The organism is Leclercia sp. G3L (genome assembly GCF_021117075.1).
GTDB classification, from domain to species: Bacteria; Pseudomonadota; Gammaproteobacteria; order Enterobacterales; family Enterobacteriaceae; genus Enterobacter; species Enterobacter adecarboxylatus_C.
Window position 1 is genome coordinate 4,109,439 of sequence record NZ_CP088265.1, and the last position, 14,424, is coordinate 4,123,862.

Genomic DNA, 14,424 nt, shown 5'->3' on the forward strand with positions numbered 1-14,424 from the left:
TCAATGTCGTGAGTATTCCAATGTCTGAAAGCCAAAAAAAAGTGATCGTCGGCATGTCCGGCGGCGTCGATTCTTCCGTCTCTGCCTGGCTGTTGCTGCAACAGGGCTATAAGGTTGAAGGCCTGTTCATGAAGAACTGGGAAGAGGACGATGGCGAGGAATACTGCACCGCTGCTGCGGATCTGGCTGATGCGCAGGCGGTTTGCGACAAGCTCGGCATTGAACTGCATACCGTCAATTTTGCCGCAGAGTACTGGGATAACGTGTTCGAGCATTTCCTGGAAGAATACAAAGCCGGCCGCACGCCGAACCCGGATATTCTGTGCAACAAAGAGATCAAATTTAAAGCCTTCCTCGAATTCGCCGCTGAAGATCTGGGTGCTGACTATATCGCGACCGGTCACTACGTGCGCCGCGCTGACGTTGACGGCAAAAGCCAGCTGCTGCGCGGTCTCGACGGCAACAAAGATCAGAGCTACTTCCTTTATACCCTCGGCCACGAACAGATTGCCCAGAGCCTGTTCCCGGTGGGCGAGCTGGAAAAACCGGAAGTACGTAAAATCGCTGAAGAGCTGGATCTGATCACCGCGAAGAAAAAAGACTCTACCGGCATCTGCTTTATCGGTGAGCGCAAATTCCGTGAATTCCTTGGTCGCTATCTGCCTGCCCAGCCGGGCAAAATCGTCACCGTTGACGGCGACGTGATTGGCGAGCACCAGGGGCTGATGTACCACACCTTAGGCCAGCGTAAAGGGCTGGGGATCGGCGGTACCAAAGAGGGTAGCGAAGATCCGTGGTATGTCGTCGATAAAGACGTTGAAAACAATATCCTGATTGTGGCCCAGGGCCATGACCATCCGCGTCTGATGTCCGTCGGCCTGATTGCCCAGCAGCTGCACTGGGTCGCCCGCGAGCCGCTGAAAGGCACGCTGCGCTGCACGGTGAAAACCCGTTATCGTCAGACCGATATCCCCTGCACCATTACCGCGCTGGACGACGAACGCATCGAAGTGCGTTTTGACGAGCCGGTGTCCGCCGTGACCCCGGGCCAGTCCGCTGTTTTTTACAGCGGTGAGATCTGCCTCGGCGGCGGTATTATCGAACAACGTCTGCCGCTGACTGCGGTTTAATGCGATTACACACAGAAAGGAGCCAGTGTGGCGAAGAACTTTTATGACATCACCCTGGCGCTGGCGGGAATTTGCCAGTCTGCCCGTCTGGTGCAACAGCTGGCACATCAGGGTCATTGTGACGCTGACGCGCTGCACGTTTCGCTCAACAGCGTCGTGGATCTGAACCCCAGTTCAACGCTCGGCGTCTTCGGTGGTAGCGAAGCGAATCTTCGCCTCGGTCTGGAAACCCTACTCGGTGTGTTAAATGCCAGCAGCCGTCAGGGGCTGAATGCGGAACTGACGCGCTATACCCTCAGCATGATGGTGCTGGAGCGCAAGCTGAACGCCGCCAAAGGAGCCATGGGTACCCTGGGCGATCGCATTTCGGGCCTGCAGCGTCAGCTTGATCATTTCGATTTACAGTCAGAGACCTTACTCAGCGCCATGGCCGGCATTTATGTGGATGTCATCAGTCCGCTGGGGCCGCGGATCCAGGTCACCGGCTCCCCTGCCGTCCTGCAAAGCCCGCAGGTACAGGCCAAAGTGCGCGCCTCGCTGCTGGCCGGTATTCGTGCCGCGGTGCTGTGGCATCAGGTCGGCGGTGGCCGCCTGCAGTTAATGTTTTATCGTAATCGCCTGACGACTCAGGCAAAACAAATTCTTGCTCATTGTTAACCTCCCGGAGTTGCGAATTATGGAATTATCCTCACTGACCGCCGTTTCCCCTGTCGATGGACGCTACGGCGATAAAGTCAGCGCGCTGCGCGGGATCTTCAGCGAATATGGTCTGCTGAAATTCCGTGTCCAGGTTGAAGTACGCTGGCTGCAAAAGCTGGCCGCACAGGCAGCGATCGCGGAAGTTCCTGCTTTTGACAGCCAGGCAAACGATTACCTTGATGCAATCGTCGCGCAGTTCAACGAAGAAGACGCCGCGCGTATTAAAACTATCGAGCGCACCACCAACCACGACGTGAAAGCGGTTGAGTATTTCCTGAAAGAGAAAGTGGCAAGCGTTCCTGCGCTGCACGCGGTATCTGAATTCATTCACTTCGCCTGCACGTCAGAAGATATTAACAACCTCTCCCACGCTCTGATGCTCTCTACCGCGCGTGAGGAAGTGGTGCTGCCGTACTGGCGCAAAATCATCGACGCGGTGAAAGCCCTGGCGGTGGAGTATCGCGATATCCCCCTGCTCTCCCGTACCCACGGTCAGCCAGCGACCCCGTCCACTATCGGTAAAGAGATGGCTAACGTCGCCTTCCGTATGGAGCGTCAGTACCGTCAGCTGGAGCAGGTGGAGATCCTCGGCAAAATCAACGGTGCCGTCGGTAACTACAACGCCCACATCGCCGCTTACCCGGAAGTGGACTGGCACCAGTTCAGCGAAGAATTTGTCACCTCTCTGGGCATTCAGTGGAACCCGTACACCACCCAGATTGAACCGCACGATTACATCGCCGAGCTGTTTGACTGCATCGCGCGCTTCAACACCATCCTGATCGACTTCGACCGTGATGTGTGGGGCTACATCGCCCTGAACCACTTCAAGCAGAAGACCATCGCCGGTGAAATCGGCTCGTCCACCATGCCGCACAAGGTGAACCCGATCGACTTCGAAAACTCCGAAGGCAACCTGGGTCTGGCGAACGCCATGCTGCAGCATATGGCCAGCAAACTGCCGGTATCCCGCTGGCAGCGCGACCTGACCGACTCCACCGTGCTGCGTAACCTCGGCGTAGGCATTGGCTACGCGCTGATTGCGTATCAGTCTACCCTGAAGGGCGTGAGCAAACTGGAAGTGAACCGCGAGCGTCTGCTTGACGAGCTGGATCACAACTGGGAAGTGCTTGCGGAGCCGATCCAGACCGTGATGCGCCGCTACGGCATTGAAAAACCGTACGAAAAACTGAAAGAGCTGACCCGCGGCAAGCGCGTGGACGCCGAAGGCATGAAGCAGTTTATCGACGGTCTGGAACTGCCAGAAGACGAGAAAACCCGCCTGAAAGCGATGACCCCGGCCAACTACATCGGCCGCGCCATTGCGATGGTTGATGAGCTGAAATAACGCTTTAAGCCCTCTTTCCGCCCGGAAAGAGGGTTCCTTCCCTCCGGTTTACGAAATGTTTATCCCTGGCGCAACATAATCAGCTTAAACTATTCAGACCATTCATATTAGGGAGAAGCGATGATGCGCGTACTGGTTGTTGAGGATAATGCGTTGCTACGTCATCACCTGAAGGTCCAGCTTCAGGAAATGGGGCATCAGGTGGACGATGCCGAAGATGCAAAAGAAGCTGACTACTATCTCAATGAACACCTGCCCGATATCGCCATCGTTGACCTGGGGCTGCCTGATGAAGATGGCCTGTCGCTGATCCGCCGCTGGCGCAGCCACGATGTCTCCTTGCCGGTTCTGGTCTTAACCGCCCGCGAAGGCTGGCAGGATAAGGTTGAAGTGCTGAGCGCCGGGGCGGATGACTACGTCACCAAACCCTTCCATATCGAAGAAGTTGCCGCCCGCATGCAGGCGTTGATGCGCCGCAACAGCGGCCTGGCCTCGCAGGTGATCTCCATTCCGCCGTTTCAGGTCGATCTCTCCCGCCGCGAACTCGCTATTCATGACGAGGTGATCAAGCTCACCGCCTTTGAATACACCATCATGGAGACGCTGATCCGCAACAGCGGCAAAGTGGTGAGCAAAGATTCCCTGATGCTCCAACTCTATCCCGACGCGGAGCTGCGCGAAAGCCACACTATCGATGTCCTTATGGGGCGCCTGCGCAAGAAAATTCAGGCGCAGTACCCAGAGGATGTTATTACCACCGTGCGCGGTCAGGGCTATCTTTTCGAATTACGCTAAATGAAAAAACTCTTTCGCCACTTTCTGCCTCTGTCGCTGCGGTTTCGTTTTCTGCTGGCCACGGCGGTAGTGGTGCTGGTCCTGTCGCTGGCCTACGGGATGGTGGCGCTGGTGGGCTACAGCGTCAGCTTCGACAAGACCACCTTCCGTCTGCTGCGCGGGGAGAGCAACCTGTTCTATACCCTTGCGAACTGGCAAGACAATAAAATTACCATCGATATGCCGGAGCATCTGGATCGCCAGAGCCCAACCATGTCGCTGATTTATGATGAAAAAGGCAAGCTGCTGTGGGCCCAGCGTGATGTGCCCTGGCTGATTAAAAGCATCCGTCCTGAGTGGTTAAAATCCAACGGCTTTCACGAGCTGGAAGCGGACGTGGATGCCACCAGCGTGCTGGTGGGTAACGACCACAACATGCAGAAAGAGCTGGCCGAGATCCGCGAAGACGACGACGACAGCGAGCTGACCCACTCGGTGGCGGTCAATATCTACCCCGACACCATGCAAATGCCGCAACTGACGATTGTGGTCATCGACACCATTCCGGTAGAGCTGAAACGCTCTTATACGGTGTGGAACTGGTTCGTGTACGTGCTGGCCGCCAACCTGCTGCTGGTGATCCCCCTTCTGTGGCTGGCCGCCTGGTGGAGCCTGCGGCCCATTCAGTCGCTGGCGAAGGAGGTGCGCGAGCTGGAAGAGCATCACCGGGAAAAGCTCAATCCTAACACCACGCGCGAACTTACCAGCCTGGTGCGGAACCTGAACCGGTTGCTGAAAAGCGAGCGTGAACGTTACGACAAATACCGCACCACCCTGACGGATCTGACCCACAGTCTGAAAACCCCGCTGGCGGTGATGCAAAGCACGATGCGCTCCTTACGCAGCGCAAAGCTGAGCGCCGATGAGGCGGAACCGGTGATGCTGGAGCAGATCAGCCGTATTTCCCAGCAGATCGGTTACTACCTGCACCGCGCCAGCATGCGAACCGGCAGCACCCTGCTGAGCCGGGAGCTGCACCCCGTTGCCCCGCTGTTGGACAGCCTGACTTCGGCCCTGAATAAGGTTTATCAGCGTAAAGGGGTGAACATCACCCTCGATATCTCGCCTGAAATCAGCTTCGTGGGTGAAAAGAACGACTTTATGGAAGTGATGGGCAATCTGCTCGATAACGCCTGTAAATACTGCCTGGAGTTCGTCGAAGTGTCGGCCCGCCAGGGTGAAAATGAGCTGCACATTATCGTCGAGGACGACGGCCCGGGGATCCCGCAGGGCAAACGCGATCGAGTCTTCGATCGCGGGCAGCGCGCCGACACCTTACGCCCCGGTCAGGGAGTGGGCCTCTCCGTTGCGCGCGACATTGTTGAGCAGTACGACGGCCGGATCGACACCGGCGATAGTCTGCTCGGTGGCGCGCGCATGGAGGCGATTTTTGCCCGTCAGCACCTTACAAGCGACGAGAGTTAAGCTTCCGGGTGAAAAAAGCGTGATTCTCGCACGCAGGCCGCTGAGCTTCCGTTATAATCCGAGTCAGTAAAAGCCTGCGGAATATAAATATGGATTATCAATTAGCCCTTAACTGGCCCGACTTTATCGAACGCTACTGGCAAAAACGCCCTGTCGTTCTGAAACGCGGCATCACCAATTTCGTCGATCCGATCTCTCCCGATGAGCTTGCCGGCCTGGCCATGGAGAGCGAAGTCGACAGCCGCCTCGTCAGCCACAACGAGGGGAAATGGCAGGTCAGCCACGGCCCGTTTGAAAGCTTCGATCACCTGGGCGAAAGCAACTGGTCCCTGCTGGTGCAGGCGGTTAACCACTGGCACCAGCCCGCCGCAGCCCTGATGCAGCCATTCCGTGCCCTGCCCGACTGGCGAATGGACGATCTGATGATCTCCTTCTCCGTGCCGGGAGGCGGCGTTGGTCCGCATCTGGACCAGTACGACGTGTTTATCATTCAGGGTACCGGCCGCCGCCGCTGGCGCGTGGGCGAGAAGGTGCCGATGAAGCAGCACTGCCCGCATCCCGACCTGCTGCAGGTGGATCCTTTTGTCGGCATCATCGACGAGGAGCTGGAGCCGGGCGATATTCTCTATATTCCGCCGGGCTTCCCGCACGAGGGCTACTCCCTTGAGAACTCGATGAACTATTCGGTGGGCTTCCGCGCGCCAAGCGGCCGCGAGATGATCAGTGGGTTTGCCGATTACGTTCTGCAGCGCGAGCTGGGCAGCCATCGCTTCAGCGACCCGGACGTGCCGGCCCGTGAGCACCCGGCCGATATCCTGCCTGAAGAGCTGGATAAGCTGCGCGGGATGATGCTGGATATGATCAACCAGCCGCAGCATTTCAACCAGTGGTTCGGGGAGTTTATCAGCCAGTCCCGTCATGAGCTTGATGTCTCCCTGCCGGAGCCGCCGTATCAGCCCGATGAGATTTACGATGCATTGCAGCAGGGTGACAAGCTGGTGCGTCTGGGTGGCCTGCGCGTGTTACGCATTGGCGAAGAGGTGTACGTTAATGGCGAGCAGCTGGATTCCCCGCACCGTCCGGCGCTGGAATCCCTGGCCAGCCATACGGTGCTGACGGCCGACAAGTTTGGCGATGCGCTGGAAGATCCGTCGTTCCTCGCCATGCTGGCGGCGCTGGTTAACAGTGGGTACTGGTTCTTCGAGGACTGAGTCGTTTGTACTTTGCCGGGTGGCGGCTGCGCCTTACCCGGCCTACGGTATGGTTTTGTAGGCCCGGTAAGCGAAGCGCCACCAGGCGTTGTTTTACCGCCGCTCCCCGGCGTTAAAATCCTCCACCTCCCCCGCCCAATCCTCCGGGTATATCCCTTCCCGCACGTCACGATGAAAGGTGGAATAGGGCCACTCTTTAACGCGCGTCACGTAGCCATGTTTCAACGGGTTGATATGGATGTAATCCGTATGCCGCCGGAGGTCGTTTTCATCCCGAATGGTATGTTCCCAGAAGCGCGGCTGCCAGATGCCTGACATACCCAGCGCTCGGGTGAAGGTTTTTTTGATATCCCGCCAGCGGCCGGAGTAATCGGTGTCGTTTTCAGGCAACGTCCAGATGCAGTGCATATGTTCCGGCAGGATCACCCAGGCGTTAATCAGAAAGGGTTTTGTGCGTTTAACGCATTGCGTTGCCGCACGAAGCGTATCGATATGGCGGGTCAGCAGATCGCTGCGCCGGTTTTGCAGGTTAACGGTGAAAAACCAGGTTCCACCCGGTAGATAGACGACGGTAGTTTGACATATGAGGTTCCCTCCCCATTTGTGGAAATGCCGGGTGGCGGCTGCGCCTTACCCGGCCTACGAGTGGGCCGGGCGATGCCCTACCGCTGCTTCGCGGTTAACTCGGCAATACGCACTATCACCTGCACCGCTTTCTCCATCCCCTCGAGAGTCACGAACTCGTGCTTGCCATGGTAGTTGTAGCCGCCGGTAAACAGATTCGGGCACGGCAATCCCATAAAGGAGAGCTGCGCGCCGTCGGTGCCGCCGCGGATCGGTTTTAGCTGCGGTTCGACGCCGCAGTCGCGCATCGCCTGCTGGGCAACCTCGAGAATGTACGGATGCTCGATCACCTTTTCATGCATATTGTAATAGCTGTCCTCGATGATCAGCTCAATATAGCAATCCGGATGCAGACCCTTGCCCACCTTTTTGGCGATATCCATCATCTTGCGTTTACGCGCTTCAAACCCGTCGCGGTTAAAATCGCGAATGATGTAATGCATGTCCGCGCGATCGACCGTCCCTTTGATGCTGGTGAGGTGGTAGAAGCCCTCATAGCCCTCGGTTTGCTCCGGGCTCTCATCTGCCGGGACTTCGGCATGAATGCGGGCCGCCAGCGACAGCGCGTTCACCATCACCCCTTTCGCCGTGCCCGGGTGGACGTTATTGCCGACGATGCGGATATTCACCGACGCCGCATTGAAATTCTCGAACTCAAGTTCACCCACGCCGCCGCCGTCAACGGTATAGGCCCAGCGGGCATCGAACGCCGCAACGTCGAAATGCTTCGCCCCTTTGCCCACCTCTTCATCCGGGGTGAAGGCGACGCGGATATCCCCGTGCGGCACCTTGTTGTGCTTCAGCACCGCCAGCACGGTCATGATCTCGGCCACCCCGGCTTTATCATCGGCCCCCAGCAGCGTTTTGCCGTCGGTAGTGATCAGCGTCTGCCCGAGCAGCTGGTGCAACACCGGGAACATCACCGGGGAGAGCACTTCGTCGCCAACCCCCAGCGCAATATCGCCGCCGCGATAGTTCTCAACAATCTGCGGATTCACGTTTTTACCGCTAAAATCCGGTGAGGTATCAACATGGGAAATAAAACCAATGGCCGGAATATCGCCGCTCACGCTGGCCGGGAGCGTCCCCATCACCGTCCCTTTCTCACTTAACGTGACGTTGACCAGACCCAACTCTTCCAGTTGCGTCTTTAACAGCTGTAACAGTTTCCATTGTCCTTCGGTGCTCGGCACCTGGCGGACACCCGGTTTAGATTGGGTATCCAGCGATACGTACTGTAAAAAACGCTCAAGTAATTTATCCATGCAGTCACCCTCACTTTTTGTGACAACATTATCAGTAAGCATCAAAACCCAAATATTGCGTCAGGTCACTTTTATCCCGTAAACGAGAATATTTCCGTTTTATCGCAGCTTTCGCTAATAAATGTAGCTTATCAATGGGTAACAAGGATTGGCGATTACAGCGTATTCCCGTAGAATGTCCGCCCTCATTACGTTTCACCAAGGTGGCTAACCACAAACCCCGCTGCGATAAGTCTCTGCAGCGTCGATATGGGACTGAATCAAAAATTGAATACACAACCAGCTTCACTGTCACCGTTGGTGCAACTGGCCGGAATTCGTAAAAGCTTTGACGGAAAAACCGTCATTTCCGACCTCGATTTGACCATCAACAACGGCGAATTTCTTACGCTGCTTGGCCCGTCGGGCTGCGGTAAAACGACAGTGCTTCGCCTTATCGCCGGGCTGGAAAACGTCGATCACGGCCATATTCATCTTGAAAATCAGGATATTACTCAGGTTCCTGCTGAACACCGCCACGTCAATACCGTCTTTCAAAGCTACGCCCTGTTCCCCCACATGACGGTTTTCGAAAACGTCGCCTTTGGCCTGCGGATGCAAAAAACCCCGGCCAGTGAAATTACGCCCCGGGTCACCGATGCCCTGCGCATGGTACAGCTGGAGACGTTCGCCCAGCGCAAGCCGCACCAGCTGTCGGGTGGGCAACAGCAGCGCGTCGCCATCGCCCGCGCGGTGGTCAATAAGCCGCGGCTACTGCTGCTGGATGAGTCGCTTTCCGCGCTGGATTACAAGCTGCGTAAGCAGATGCAGAACGAGTTAAAGGCGCTGCAGCGCAAGCTCGGGATCACCTTTGTCTTTGTCACCCACGATCAGGAAGAGGCGTTGACCATGTCCGATCGCATCGTGGTGATGCGCGACGGCAAAATCGAGCAGGACGGCACCCCCCGTGAGATTTACGAAGAGCCGAAAAACCTGTTTGTCGCCAGCTTTATTGGCGAAATCAATATCTTCAGTGCTACCGTTATTGAACGCCTCGACGACCAGCGGGTGCTGGCTAATGTCGAAGGCCGCGCCTGCAACATCTTCGTCAACTTTGCCGTGGAACCCGGGCAACAGCTTAACGTCCTGCTGCGCCCGGAAGATCTGCGCGTCGATGAGATCCATGACGAGACCGAAGCGGAAGGGTTGATCGGCTATATCCGCGAGCGCAACTACAAAGGGATGACCCTCGAGTCGGTGGTCGAACTGGAAAACGGCAAGATGGTGATGGTCAGCGAGTTCTTTAACGAGGACGACCCTGATTTCGACCACTCGCTCAATCAGAAAATGGTTATTAACTGGGTAGAAAGCTGGGAGGTTGTGCTGGCTGATGAAGAACACAAGTAAGTTCCAGAATGTGGTGATCGCCACTATCGTCGGTTGGCTTGTGTTATTTGTCTTTTTACCCAACCTGATGATTATTGCCACCAGCTTTTTGACCCGCGACGACGCCCATTTCGTCTCGCTGGTCTTTACGCTGGATAACTACGCGCGCCTGCTCGATCCGCTCTATTTCCAGGTGCTGCTCCATTCGCTCAATATGGCGCTGATCGCCACCCTGGCCTGCCTGGTCCTCGGCTATCCCTTCGCCTGGTTTCTGGCGAAGCTGCCGCAGAAGGTGCGTCCGCTGCTGCTGTTTCTGCTGATTGTGCCCTTCTGGACTAACTCCCTGATCCGCATTTATGGCCTGAAGATCTTCCTCAGCACCAAAGGCTACCTGAATGCGTTTCTGCTGTGGCTGGGGGTCATCGACACACCTGTCCGCATTATGTTTACCCCCGGCGCGGTGATCGTCGGGCTGGTCTATATTCTGCTGCCGTTTATGGTCATGCCGCTCTACTCCAGCATTGAGAAGCTGGATAAACCCTTGCTGGAAGCGGCAAGAGATCTGGGTGCCAGCAAGCTGCAAACCTTTATCCGTATCATCATCCCGCTGACGATGCCGGGGATCATTGCCGGCTGCCTGCTGGTGATGCTCCCGGCGATGGGGCTGTTCTACGTCTCCGACCTGATGGGCGGCGCAAAGAACCTGCTGATTGGCAACGTCATCAAGAGCCAGTTCCTGAATATTCGCGACTGGCCGTTCGGCTCGGCCACCAGTATCACCCTGACCCTGGTCATGGGCCTGATGCTGCTGGTCTACTGGCGCGCCTCGCGCTTGCTTAATAATAAGGGTGAACTCGGATGATCGGTCGACTGCTTCGCGGCGGTTTTATGACCGCCATTTACGCGTATCTCTACATTCCGATCATTATTTTGATCGTCAATTCGTTTAACAGCTCGCGCTTTGGCATCAACTGGCAGGGGTTTACCACCCAGTGGTACAGCCTGCTGATGAACAACGACAGCCTGCTACAGGCGGCGCAGCACTCGCTGACGATGGCCATCTTCTCGGCCACCTTCGCCACCCTGATTGGCTCCCTGACCGCCGTGGCGCTCTACCGCTACCGTTTTCGCGGCAAGCCCTTCGTTAGCGGCATGCTGTTTGTGGTGATGATGTCCCCGGACATCGTGATGGCCATTTCGCTGCTGGTGCTGTTTATGCTGCTGGGGGTACAACTGGGCTTCTGGTCGCTGCTGTTCTCGCACATCACCTTCTGTCTGCCGTTTGTGGTGGTGACGGTTTACTCCCGTCTGAAGGGCTTTGATGTACGAATGCTGGAAGCGGCGAAAGATCTGGGTGCCAGCGAAATGACCATCCTGCGCAAAATTATCCTGCCGCTGGCGATGCCCGCCGTGGCTGCGGGATGGCTGCTCAGCTTTACCCTGTCGATGGATGACGTGGTGGTCTCGTCGTTCGTCACCGGACCAAGCTATGAAATTCTGCCGTTGAAGATCTATTCAATGGTGAAAGTCGGCGTCTCACCAGAGGTGAACGCGCTGGCGACCATTCTGTTGATGTTATCGCTGGTTCTGGTGATCGCCAGCCAGCTGGTTGCTCGTGATAAAACAAAATCTCAGAGGACAGTTAAATGAAAAAAATGCTTGCCGCCGCGGCACTGGTGCTCGGAATGGGCGCTGCCCACGCGGACGACAGTAAAACGCTCTACTTCTACAACTGGACCGAGTATGTGCCGCCTGGCCTGCTGGAGCAGTTCACCAAAGAGACCGGCATCAAGGTGATCTATTCCACCTATGAGTCGAATGAAACCATGTATGCCAAGCTCAAAACCTATAAAGATGGCGCCTACGATCTGGTGGTTCCGTCGACCTATTTCGTCGACAAGATGCGTAAAGAGAGCATGATCCAGAAGATCGACAAATCGAAGCTAACCAATTTTTCAAACCTCGATCCGGAGATGCTCAACAAGCCGTTTGATCCCAATAACGACTACTCCATCCCGTATATCTGGGGCGCTACAGCAATTGGGATCAACAGCGAGGCGATGGATCCTAAAACGGTCACCCGCTGGGCCGACCTGTGGAAACCGGAGTACAAAGGCGGTTTACTCCTGACCGATGACGCGCGCGAAGTGTTCCAGGTGGCGCTGCGTAAGCTGGGCTACTCCGGCAACACCACCGACCCGAAAGAGATCGAAGCGGCGTATCACGAGCTGCAAAAACTGATGCCAAACGTTGCGGCCTTTAACTCCGATAACCCGGCTAACCCGTATATGGAGGGGGAAGTCAACGTGGGGATGGTGTGGAACGGTTCGGCGTACGTGGCGCGTCAGGCCGGTACGCCGCTGGAAGTGGTGTGGCCTGAGGAGGGCGGGATCTTCTGGATGGACAGCCTCGCTATTCCGGCCAACGCCAAAAACGTGGACGGCGCGCTGAAGCTGATTAACTTCCTGCTGCGTCCCGATGTGGCAAAACAGGTGGCAGAAACCATCGGTTACCCGACACCAAACCTTGCTGCCCGCAAGCTGCTGAGTCCTGAGGTGGCGAACGACAAGTCGCTTTACCCGGATGCGGCAACCGTCAGCAAAGGCGAGTGGCAGAATGATGTTGGCGATGCGAGCCGTCTGTATGAAGAGTATTACCAGAAGCTGAAGGCGGGTCGTTAAGTCCGGCAACAACGCCCGGTGGCGCTTCGCTTACCGGGCCTACAACGGCGTAAACCGTAGGCCGGGCAAACGCAGTGCCGCCCGGCGTTTTTTCTACAAACCTTTCAAAAGTTTATCCACAAACTCCGGCACCACTTCGCTCGCCAGCCCGTAGGTTTTTTCTTCAAACTCGCTGCCAACCTGGCTCGGCTCGAGGTTCAGCTCCACCGTGTGCGCCCCGTTCAGCTTCGCCTCGTGGACGAATCCCGCCGCCGGATAGACATTCCCGGAAGTGCCAATAGCGATAAACACATCCGCCATCGCCAGCGCGCTGTAGATTTCGTCCATCCCCAATGGCATTTCGCCGAACCAGACCACGTGCGGACGCAGCGGGGACGGGAACTGGCAGCAGTGGCATTTGTCATCGAGAGTGACGTCACCGGTCCAGTTGAACACCTGGCCGCTGCCGGAACAGCGCACCTTCAGCAGTTCGCCGTGCATATGGATCACATTCTGGTTGCCCGCACGCTCGTGCAGGTTATCGATGTTCTGCGTGACCAGCAGAAAACGATCCCCCAGCGCCTCTTCCAGCTTTGCCAGCGCCAGATGCGCCGCGTTAGGGGCAATCTCCGGCGACTGCAGCTGTCGACGGCGGGCATTATAAAATTCCTGCACCAGCTGCGGATTACGGGCGAAGCCTTCCGGCGTCGCCACATCCTCTACGCGATGCTCCTCCCACAACCCGTCGGTGGCGCGGAAGGTTCGAATGCCCGACTCGGCGGAGATCCCCGCCCCGGTCAGGACCAACACTCTTGGTTTTTCCATCAATTCTGGCAGCGCCCCATCCTGAAAGAAAATTCGCTGGCGTAAGCGTTCACGCAAGCGGCGTTTGTTTTTGCGAAAACGAGTGAGTCGATGTGACCGGCGCGACAGCATAATAACCTCGAATGACTAACGGGTGAGATGGAGGAACGCGGCACCGCGCATCCCCCCGGCATCGCCATGTCGTGCGCGCTCAATGCGCGGCACGCGGGCGACCGGCAGCAGATGACGCGGCAACCGACCGGATAACCGCTCGGCGATGGCCGTAAAGTTCGATAATCCCCCGCCGATCACCAGCAGGTCAGGATCGACAATGGTCAGGATGTTGCCCAGACACACGGCAAGCAGATCGAGATAGCGCTCCACATGCTCAATGGCCTGTTCATCACCCTGCTCCCACAGCGTAATGATTTCTGGCGCCTGTCGTTTTTGATGATAGAAGTGTTCATAAAGCCACGCAAATCCGCCGCCTGAGAGGTAGTTTTCGATGCAGCCGTGCTGGCCGCAGCCGCAGCGGACTAGCGGGAAATCGCGCCCGACCACCTCCAGCGCATCCACCGGCAGGCGAATATGGCCGAACTCGCCGGTGATATAGCTGCGTCCGGTGATCGGTTTGCCGTCAACAACGATCCCGCCACCAACGCCGGTGCCGAGGATCAACCCCATCACCAACGGATACTGCTGGAACTCGTCATCCCAGGCTTCGGAGAGGGCAAAACAGTTGGCGTCGTTGTCGAGACGCACGTCGCGCTCAAGGAGTCGCGACAGGTCGGCGCGCAGCGGCTTACCGCTGGCGGCAGGGACGTTGGCGGCATACAGCGTGCCGTCGTCGGTTTCCGGCATCCCCGGAATGCCAATGCCCACCGACCCTTTCACGCCGAAGCGCTCATCGGCCTGGGCTACCAGTGCGGCAATGGCGGTTAAGAATTCATCGTAGCTTTCGCGCGGGGTAGGAACCCGGGTTTCCCACTGCAATTTCAGGTTGGTATCAAATACGCCCAGCGCAATTTTGGTGCCGCCAATATCAAATCCATAATACAT

Annotated in this window: 13 protein-coding genes and 1 pseudogene; 10 read left to right on the forward strand and 4 right to left on the reverse strand. The window is 56.9% G+C overall.

Going from position 1 to position 14,424, the window contains the following annotated elements:
• Nucleotides 1-20: 20 nt before the first annotated feature.
• From mnmA to LRS40_RS21285, 6 genes are all read left to right on the forward strand, one after another.
• Nucleotides 21-1,130 carry a tRNA 2-thiouridine(34) synthase MnmA gene (gene mnmA, locus LRS40_RS21260; protein ID WP_142489116.1) on the forward strand — a complete coding sequence of 370 codons (1,110 nt, stop codon included), beginning with the start codon at nucleotides 21-23 and terminating at the stop codon, nucleotides 1,128-1,130.
• A 27-nt stretch (nucleotides 1,131-1,157) separates the two neighbouring features.
• The gene (gene hflD, locus LRS40_RS21265; protein WP_142489115.1) at nucleotides 1,158-1,787 is read left to right on the forward strand and encodes a high frequency lysogenization protein HflD; all 630 of its coding nucleotides are present in this window, start codon (nucleotides 1,158-1,160) and stop codon (nucleotides 1,785-1,787) included.
• Nucleotides 1,788-1,806: 19 nt separating this feature from the next.
• Nucleotides 1,807-3,177: an adenylosuccinate lyase gene (purB, locus tag LRS40_RS21270; RefSeq protein ID WP_231312605.1), complete on the forward strand. Its 1,371-nt coding sequence runs from the start codon at nucleotides 1,807-1,809 to the stop codon at nucleotides 3,175-3,177.
• A 123-nt stretch (nucleotides 3,178-3,300) separates the two neighbouring features.
• Nucleotides 3,301-3,972, forward strand: a complete 672-nt coding sequence (gene phoP, locus LRS40_RS21275; protein WP_032617646.1) for a two-component system response regulator PhoP — start codon at nucleotides 3,301-3,303, stop codon at nucleotides 3,970-3,972.
• Entirely contained in the window at nucleotides 3,973-5,436 is a 1,464-nt protein-coding gene (gene phoQ / locus LRS40_RS21280) for a two-component system sensor histidine kinase PhoQ (protein WP_231312606.1), read from the forward strand. It begins immediately after the preceding gene.
• Nucleotides 5,437-5,525: 89 nt separating this feature from the next.
• The gene (locus tag LRS40_RS21285) at nucleotides 5,526-6,647 is read left to right on the forward strand and encodes a cupin domain-containing protein (protein WP_156263483.1); all 1,122 of its coding nucleotides are present in this window, start codon (nucleotides 5,526-5,528) and stop codon (nucleotides 6,645-6,647) included.
• Nucleotides 6,648-6,740: 93 nt separating this feature from the next.
• Here the strand turns inward: LRS40_RS21285 and LRS40_RS21290 are convergent.
• Nucleotides 6,741-7,230 (reverse strand): annotated as a pseudogene (locus tag LRS40_RS21290) (transposase).
• Nucleotides 7,231-7,309: 79 nt separating this feature from the next.
• On the reverse strand, nucleotides 7,310-8,536 hold the full coding sequence (gene pepT / locus LRS40_RS21295) for a peptidase T (RefSeq protein WP_231312607.1): 1,227 nt from the start codon (nucleotides 8,534-8,536) through the stop codon (nucleotides 7,310-7,312).
• A gap of 249 nt (nucleotides 8,537-8,785) precedes the next feature.
• On the opposite strand from pepT, the gene potA reads away from it, so the two are divergent.
• Genes potA through potD form a run of 4 tightly spaced genes read left to right on the forward strand, consistent with a single transcriptional unit; the run spans nucleotide 8,786 to nucleotide 12,582 of the window.
• The gene (gene potA / locus LRS40_RS21300; protein ID WP_142489109.1) at nucleotides 8,786-9,922 is read left to right on the forward strand and encodes a spermidine/putrescine ABC transporter ATP-binding protein PotA; all 1,137 of its coding nucleotides are present in this window, start codon (nucleotides 8,786-8,788) and stop codon (nucleotides 9,920-9,922) included.
• Nucleotides 9,906-10,763: a spermidine/putrescine ABC transporter permease PotB gene (potB, locus tag LRS40_RS21305; RefSeq protein ID WP_231312608.1), complete on the forward strand. Its 858-nt coding sequence runs from the start codon at nucleotides 9,906-9,908 to the stop codon at nucleotides 10,761-10,763. Before potA ends, potB begins: the two co-directional genes overlap by 17 nt.
• On the forward strand, nucleotides 10,760-11,551 hold the full coding sequence (gene potC / locus LRS40_RS21310; protein WP_231312609.1) for a spermidine/putrescine ABC transporter permease PotC: 792 nt from the start codon (nucleotides 10,760-10,762) through the stop codon (nucleotides 11,549-11,551). Before potB ends, potC begins: the two co-directional genes overlap by 4 nt.
• Entirely contained in the window at nucleotides 11,548-12,582 is a 1,035-nt protein-coding gene (gene potD / locus LRS40_RS21315) for a spermidine/putrescine ABC transporter substrate-binding protein PotD (protein WP_231312610.1), read from the forward strand. Before potC ends, potD begins: the two co-directional genes overlap by 4 nt.
• Nucleotides 12,583-12,675: 93 nt before the next feature.
• On the opposite strand, the gene cobB is transcribed toward potD, so the two are convergent.
• Both cobB and nagK read right to left on the reverse strand, forming a co-directional pair.
• Nucleotides 12,676-13,497: a Sir2 family NAD+-dependent deacetylase gene (gene cobB, locus LRS40_RS21320; protein WP_231312611.1), complete on the reverse strand. Its 822-nt coding sequence runs from the start codon at nucleotides 13,495-13,497 to the stop codon at nucleotides 12,676-12,678.
• Between the two features lie 15 nt (nucleotides 13,498-13,512).
• Nucleotides 13,513-14,424 (reverse strand): N-acetylglucosamine kinase, encoded by a 912-nt coding sequence (gene nagK / locus LRS40_RS21325; RefSeq protein ID WP_142489104.1) that lies wholly within the window; start codon nucleotides 14,422-14,424, stop codon nucleotides 13,513-13,515.

Bases quoted from the DNA above. Each gene is read 5' to 3' on its own strand.
- mnmA (WP_142489116.1), top strand. From the start codon at position 21: ATGTCTGAAAGCCAAAAAAAAGTGATCGTCGGCATGTCCGGCGGCGTC.
- purB (WP_231312605.1), top strand. From the start codon at position 1,807: ATGGAATTATCCTCACTGACCGCCGTTTCCCCTGTCGATGGACGCTAC.
- phoP (WP_032617646.1), top strand. From the start codon at position 3,301: ATGCGCGTACTGGTTGTTGAGGATAATGCGTTGCTACGTCATCACCTG.
- phoQ (WP_231312606.1), top strand. From the start codon at position 3,973: ATGAAAAAACTCTTTCGCCACTTTCTGCCTCTGTCGCTGCGGTTTCGT.
- LRS40_RS21285 (WP_156263483.1), top strand. From the start codon at position 5,526: ATGGATTATCAATTAGCCCTTAACTGGCCCGACTTTATCGAACGCTAC.
- pepT (WP_231312607.1), bottom strand. From the start codon at position 8,536: ATGGATAAATTACTTGAGCGTTTTTTACAGTACGTATCGCTGGATACC.
- potA (WP_142489109.1), top strand. From the start codon at position 8,786: ATGGGACTGAATCAAAAATTGAATACACAACCAGCTTCACTGTCACCG.
- potB (WP_231312608.1), top strand. From the start codon at position 9,906: ATGAAGAACACAAGTAAGTTCCAGAATGTGGTGATCGCCACTATCGTC.
- potC (WP_231312609.1), top strand. From the start codon at position 10,760: ATGATCGGTCGACTGCTTCGCGGCGGTTTTATGACCGCCATTTACGCG.
- potD (WP_231312610.1), top strand. From the start codon at position 11,548: ATGAAAAAAATGCTTGCCGCCGCGGCACTGGTGCTCGGAATGGGCGCT.
- cobB (WP_231312611.1), bottom strand. From the start codon at position 13,497: ATGCTGTCGCGCCGGTCACATCGACTCACTCGTTTTCGCAAAAACAAA.
- nagK (WP_142489104.1), bottom strand. From the start codon at position 14,424: ATGTATTATGGATTTGATATTGGCGGCACCAAAATTGCGCTGGGCGTA.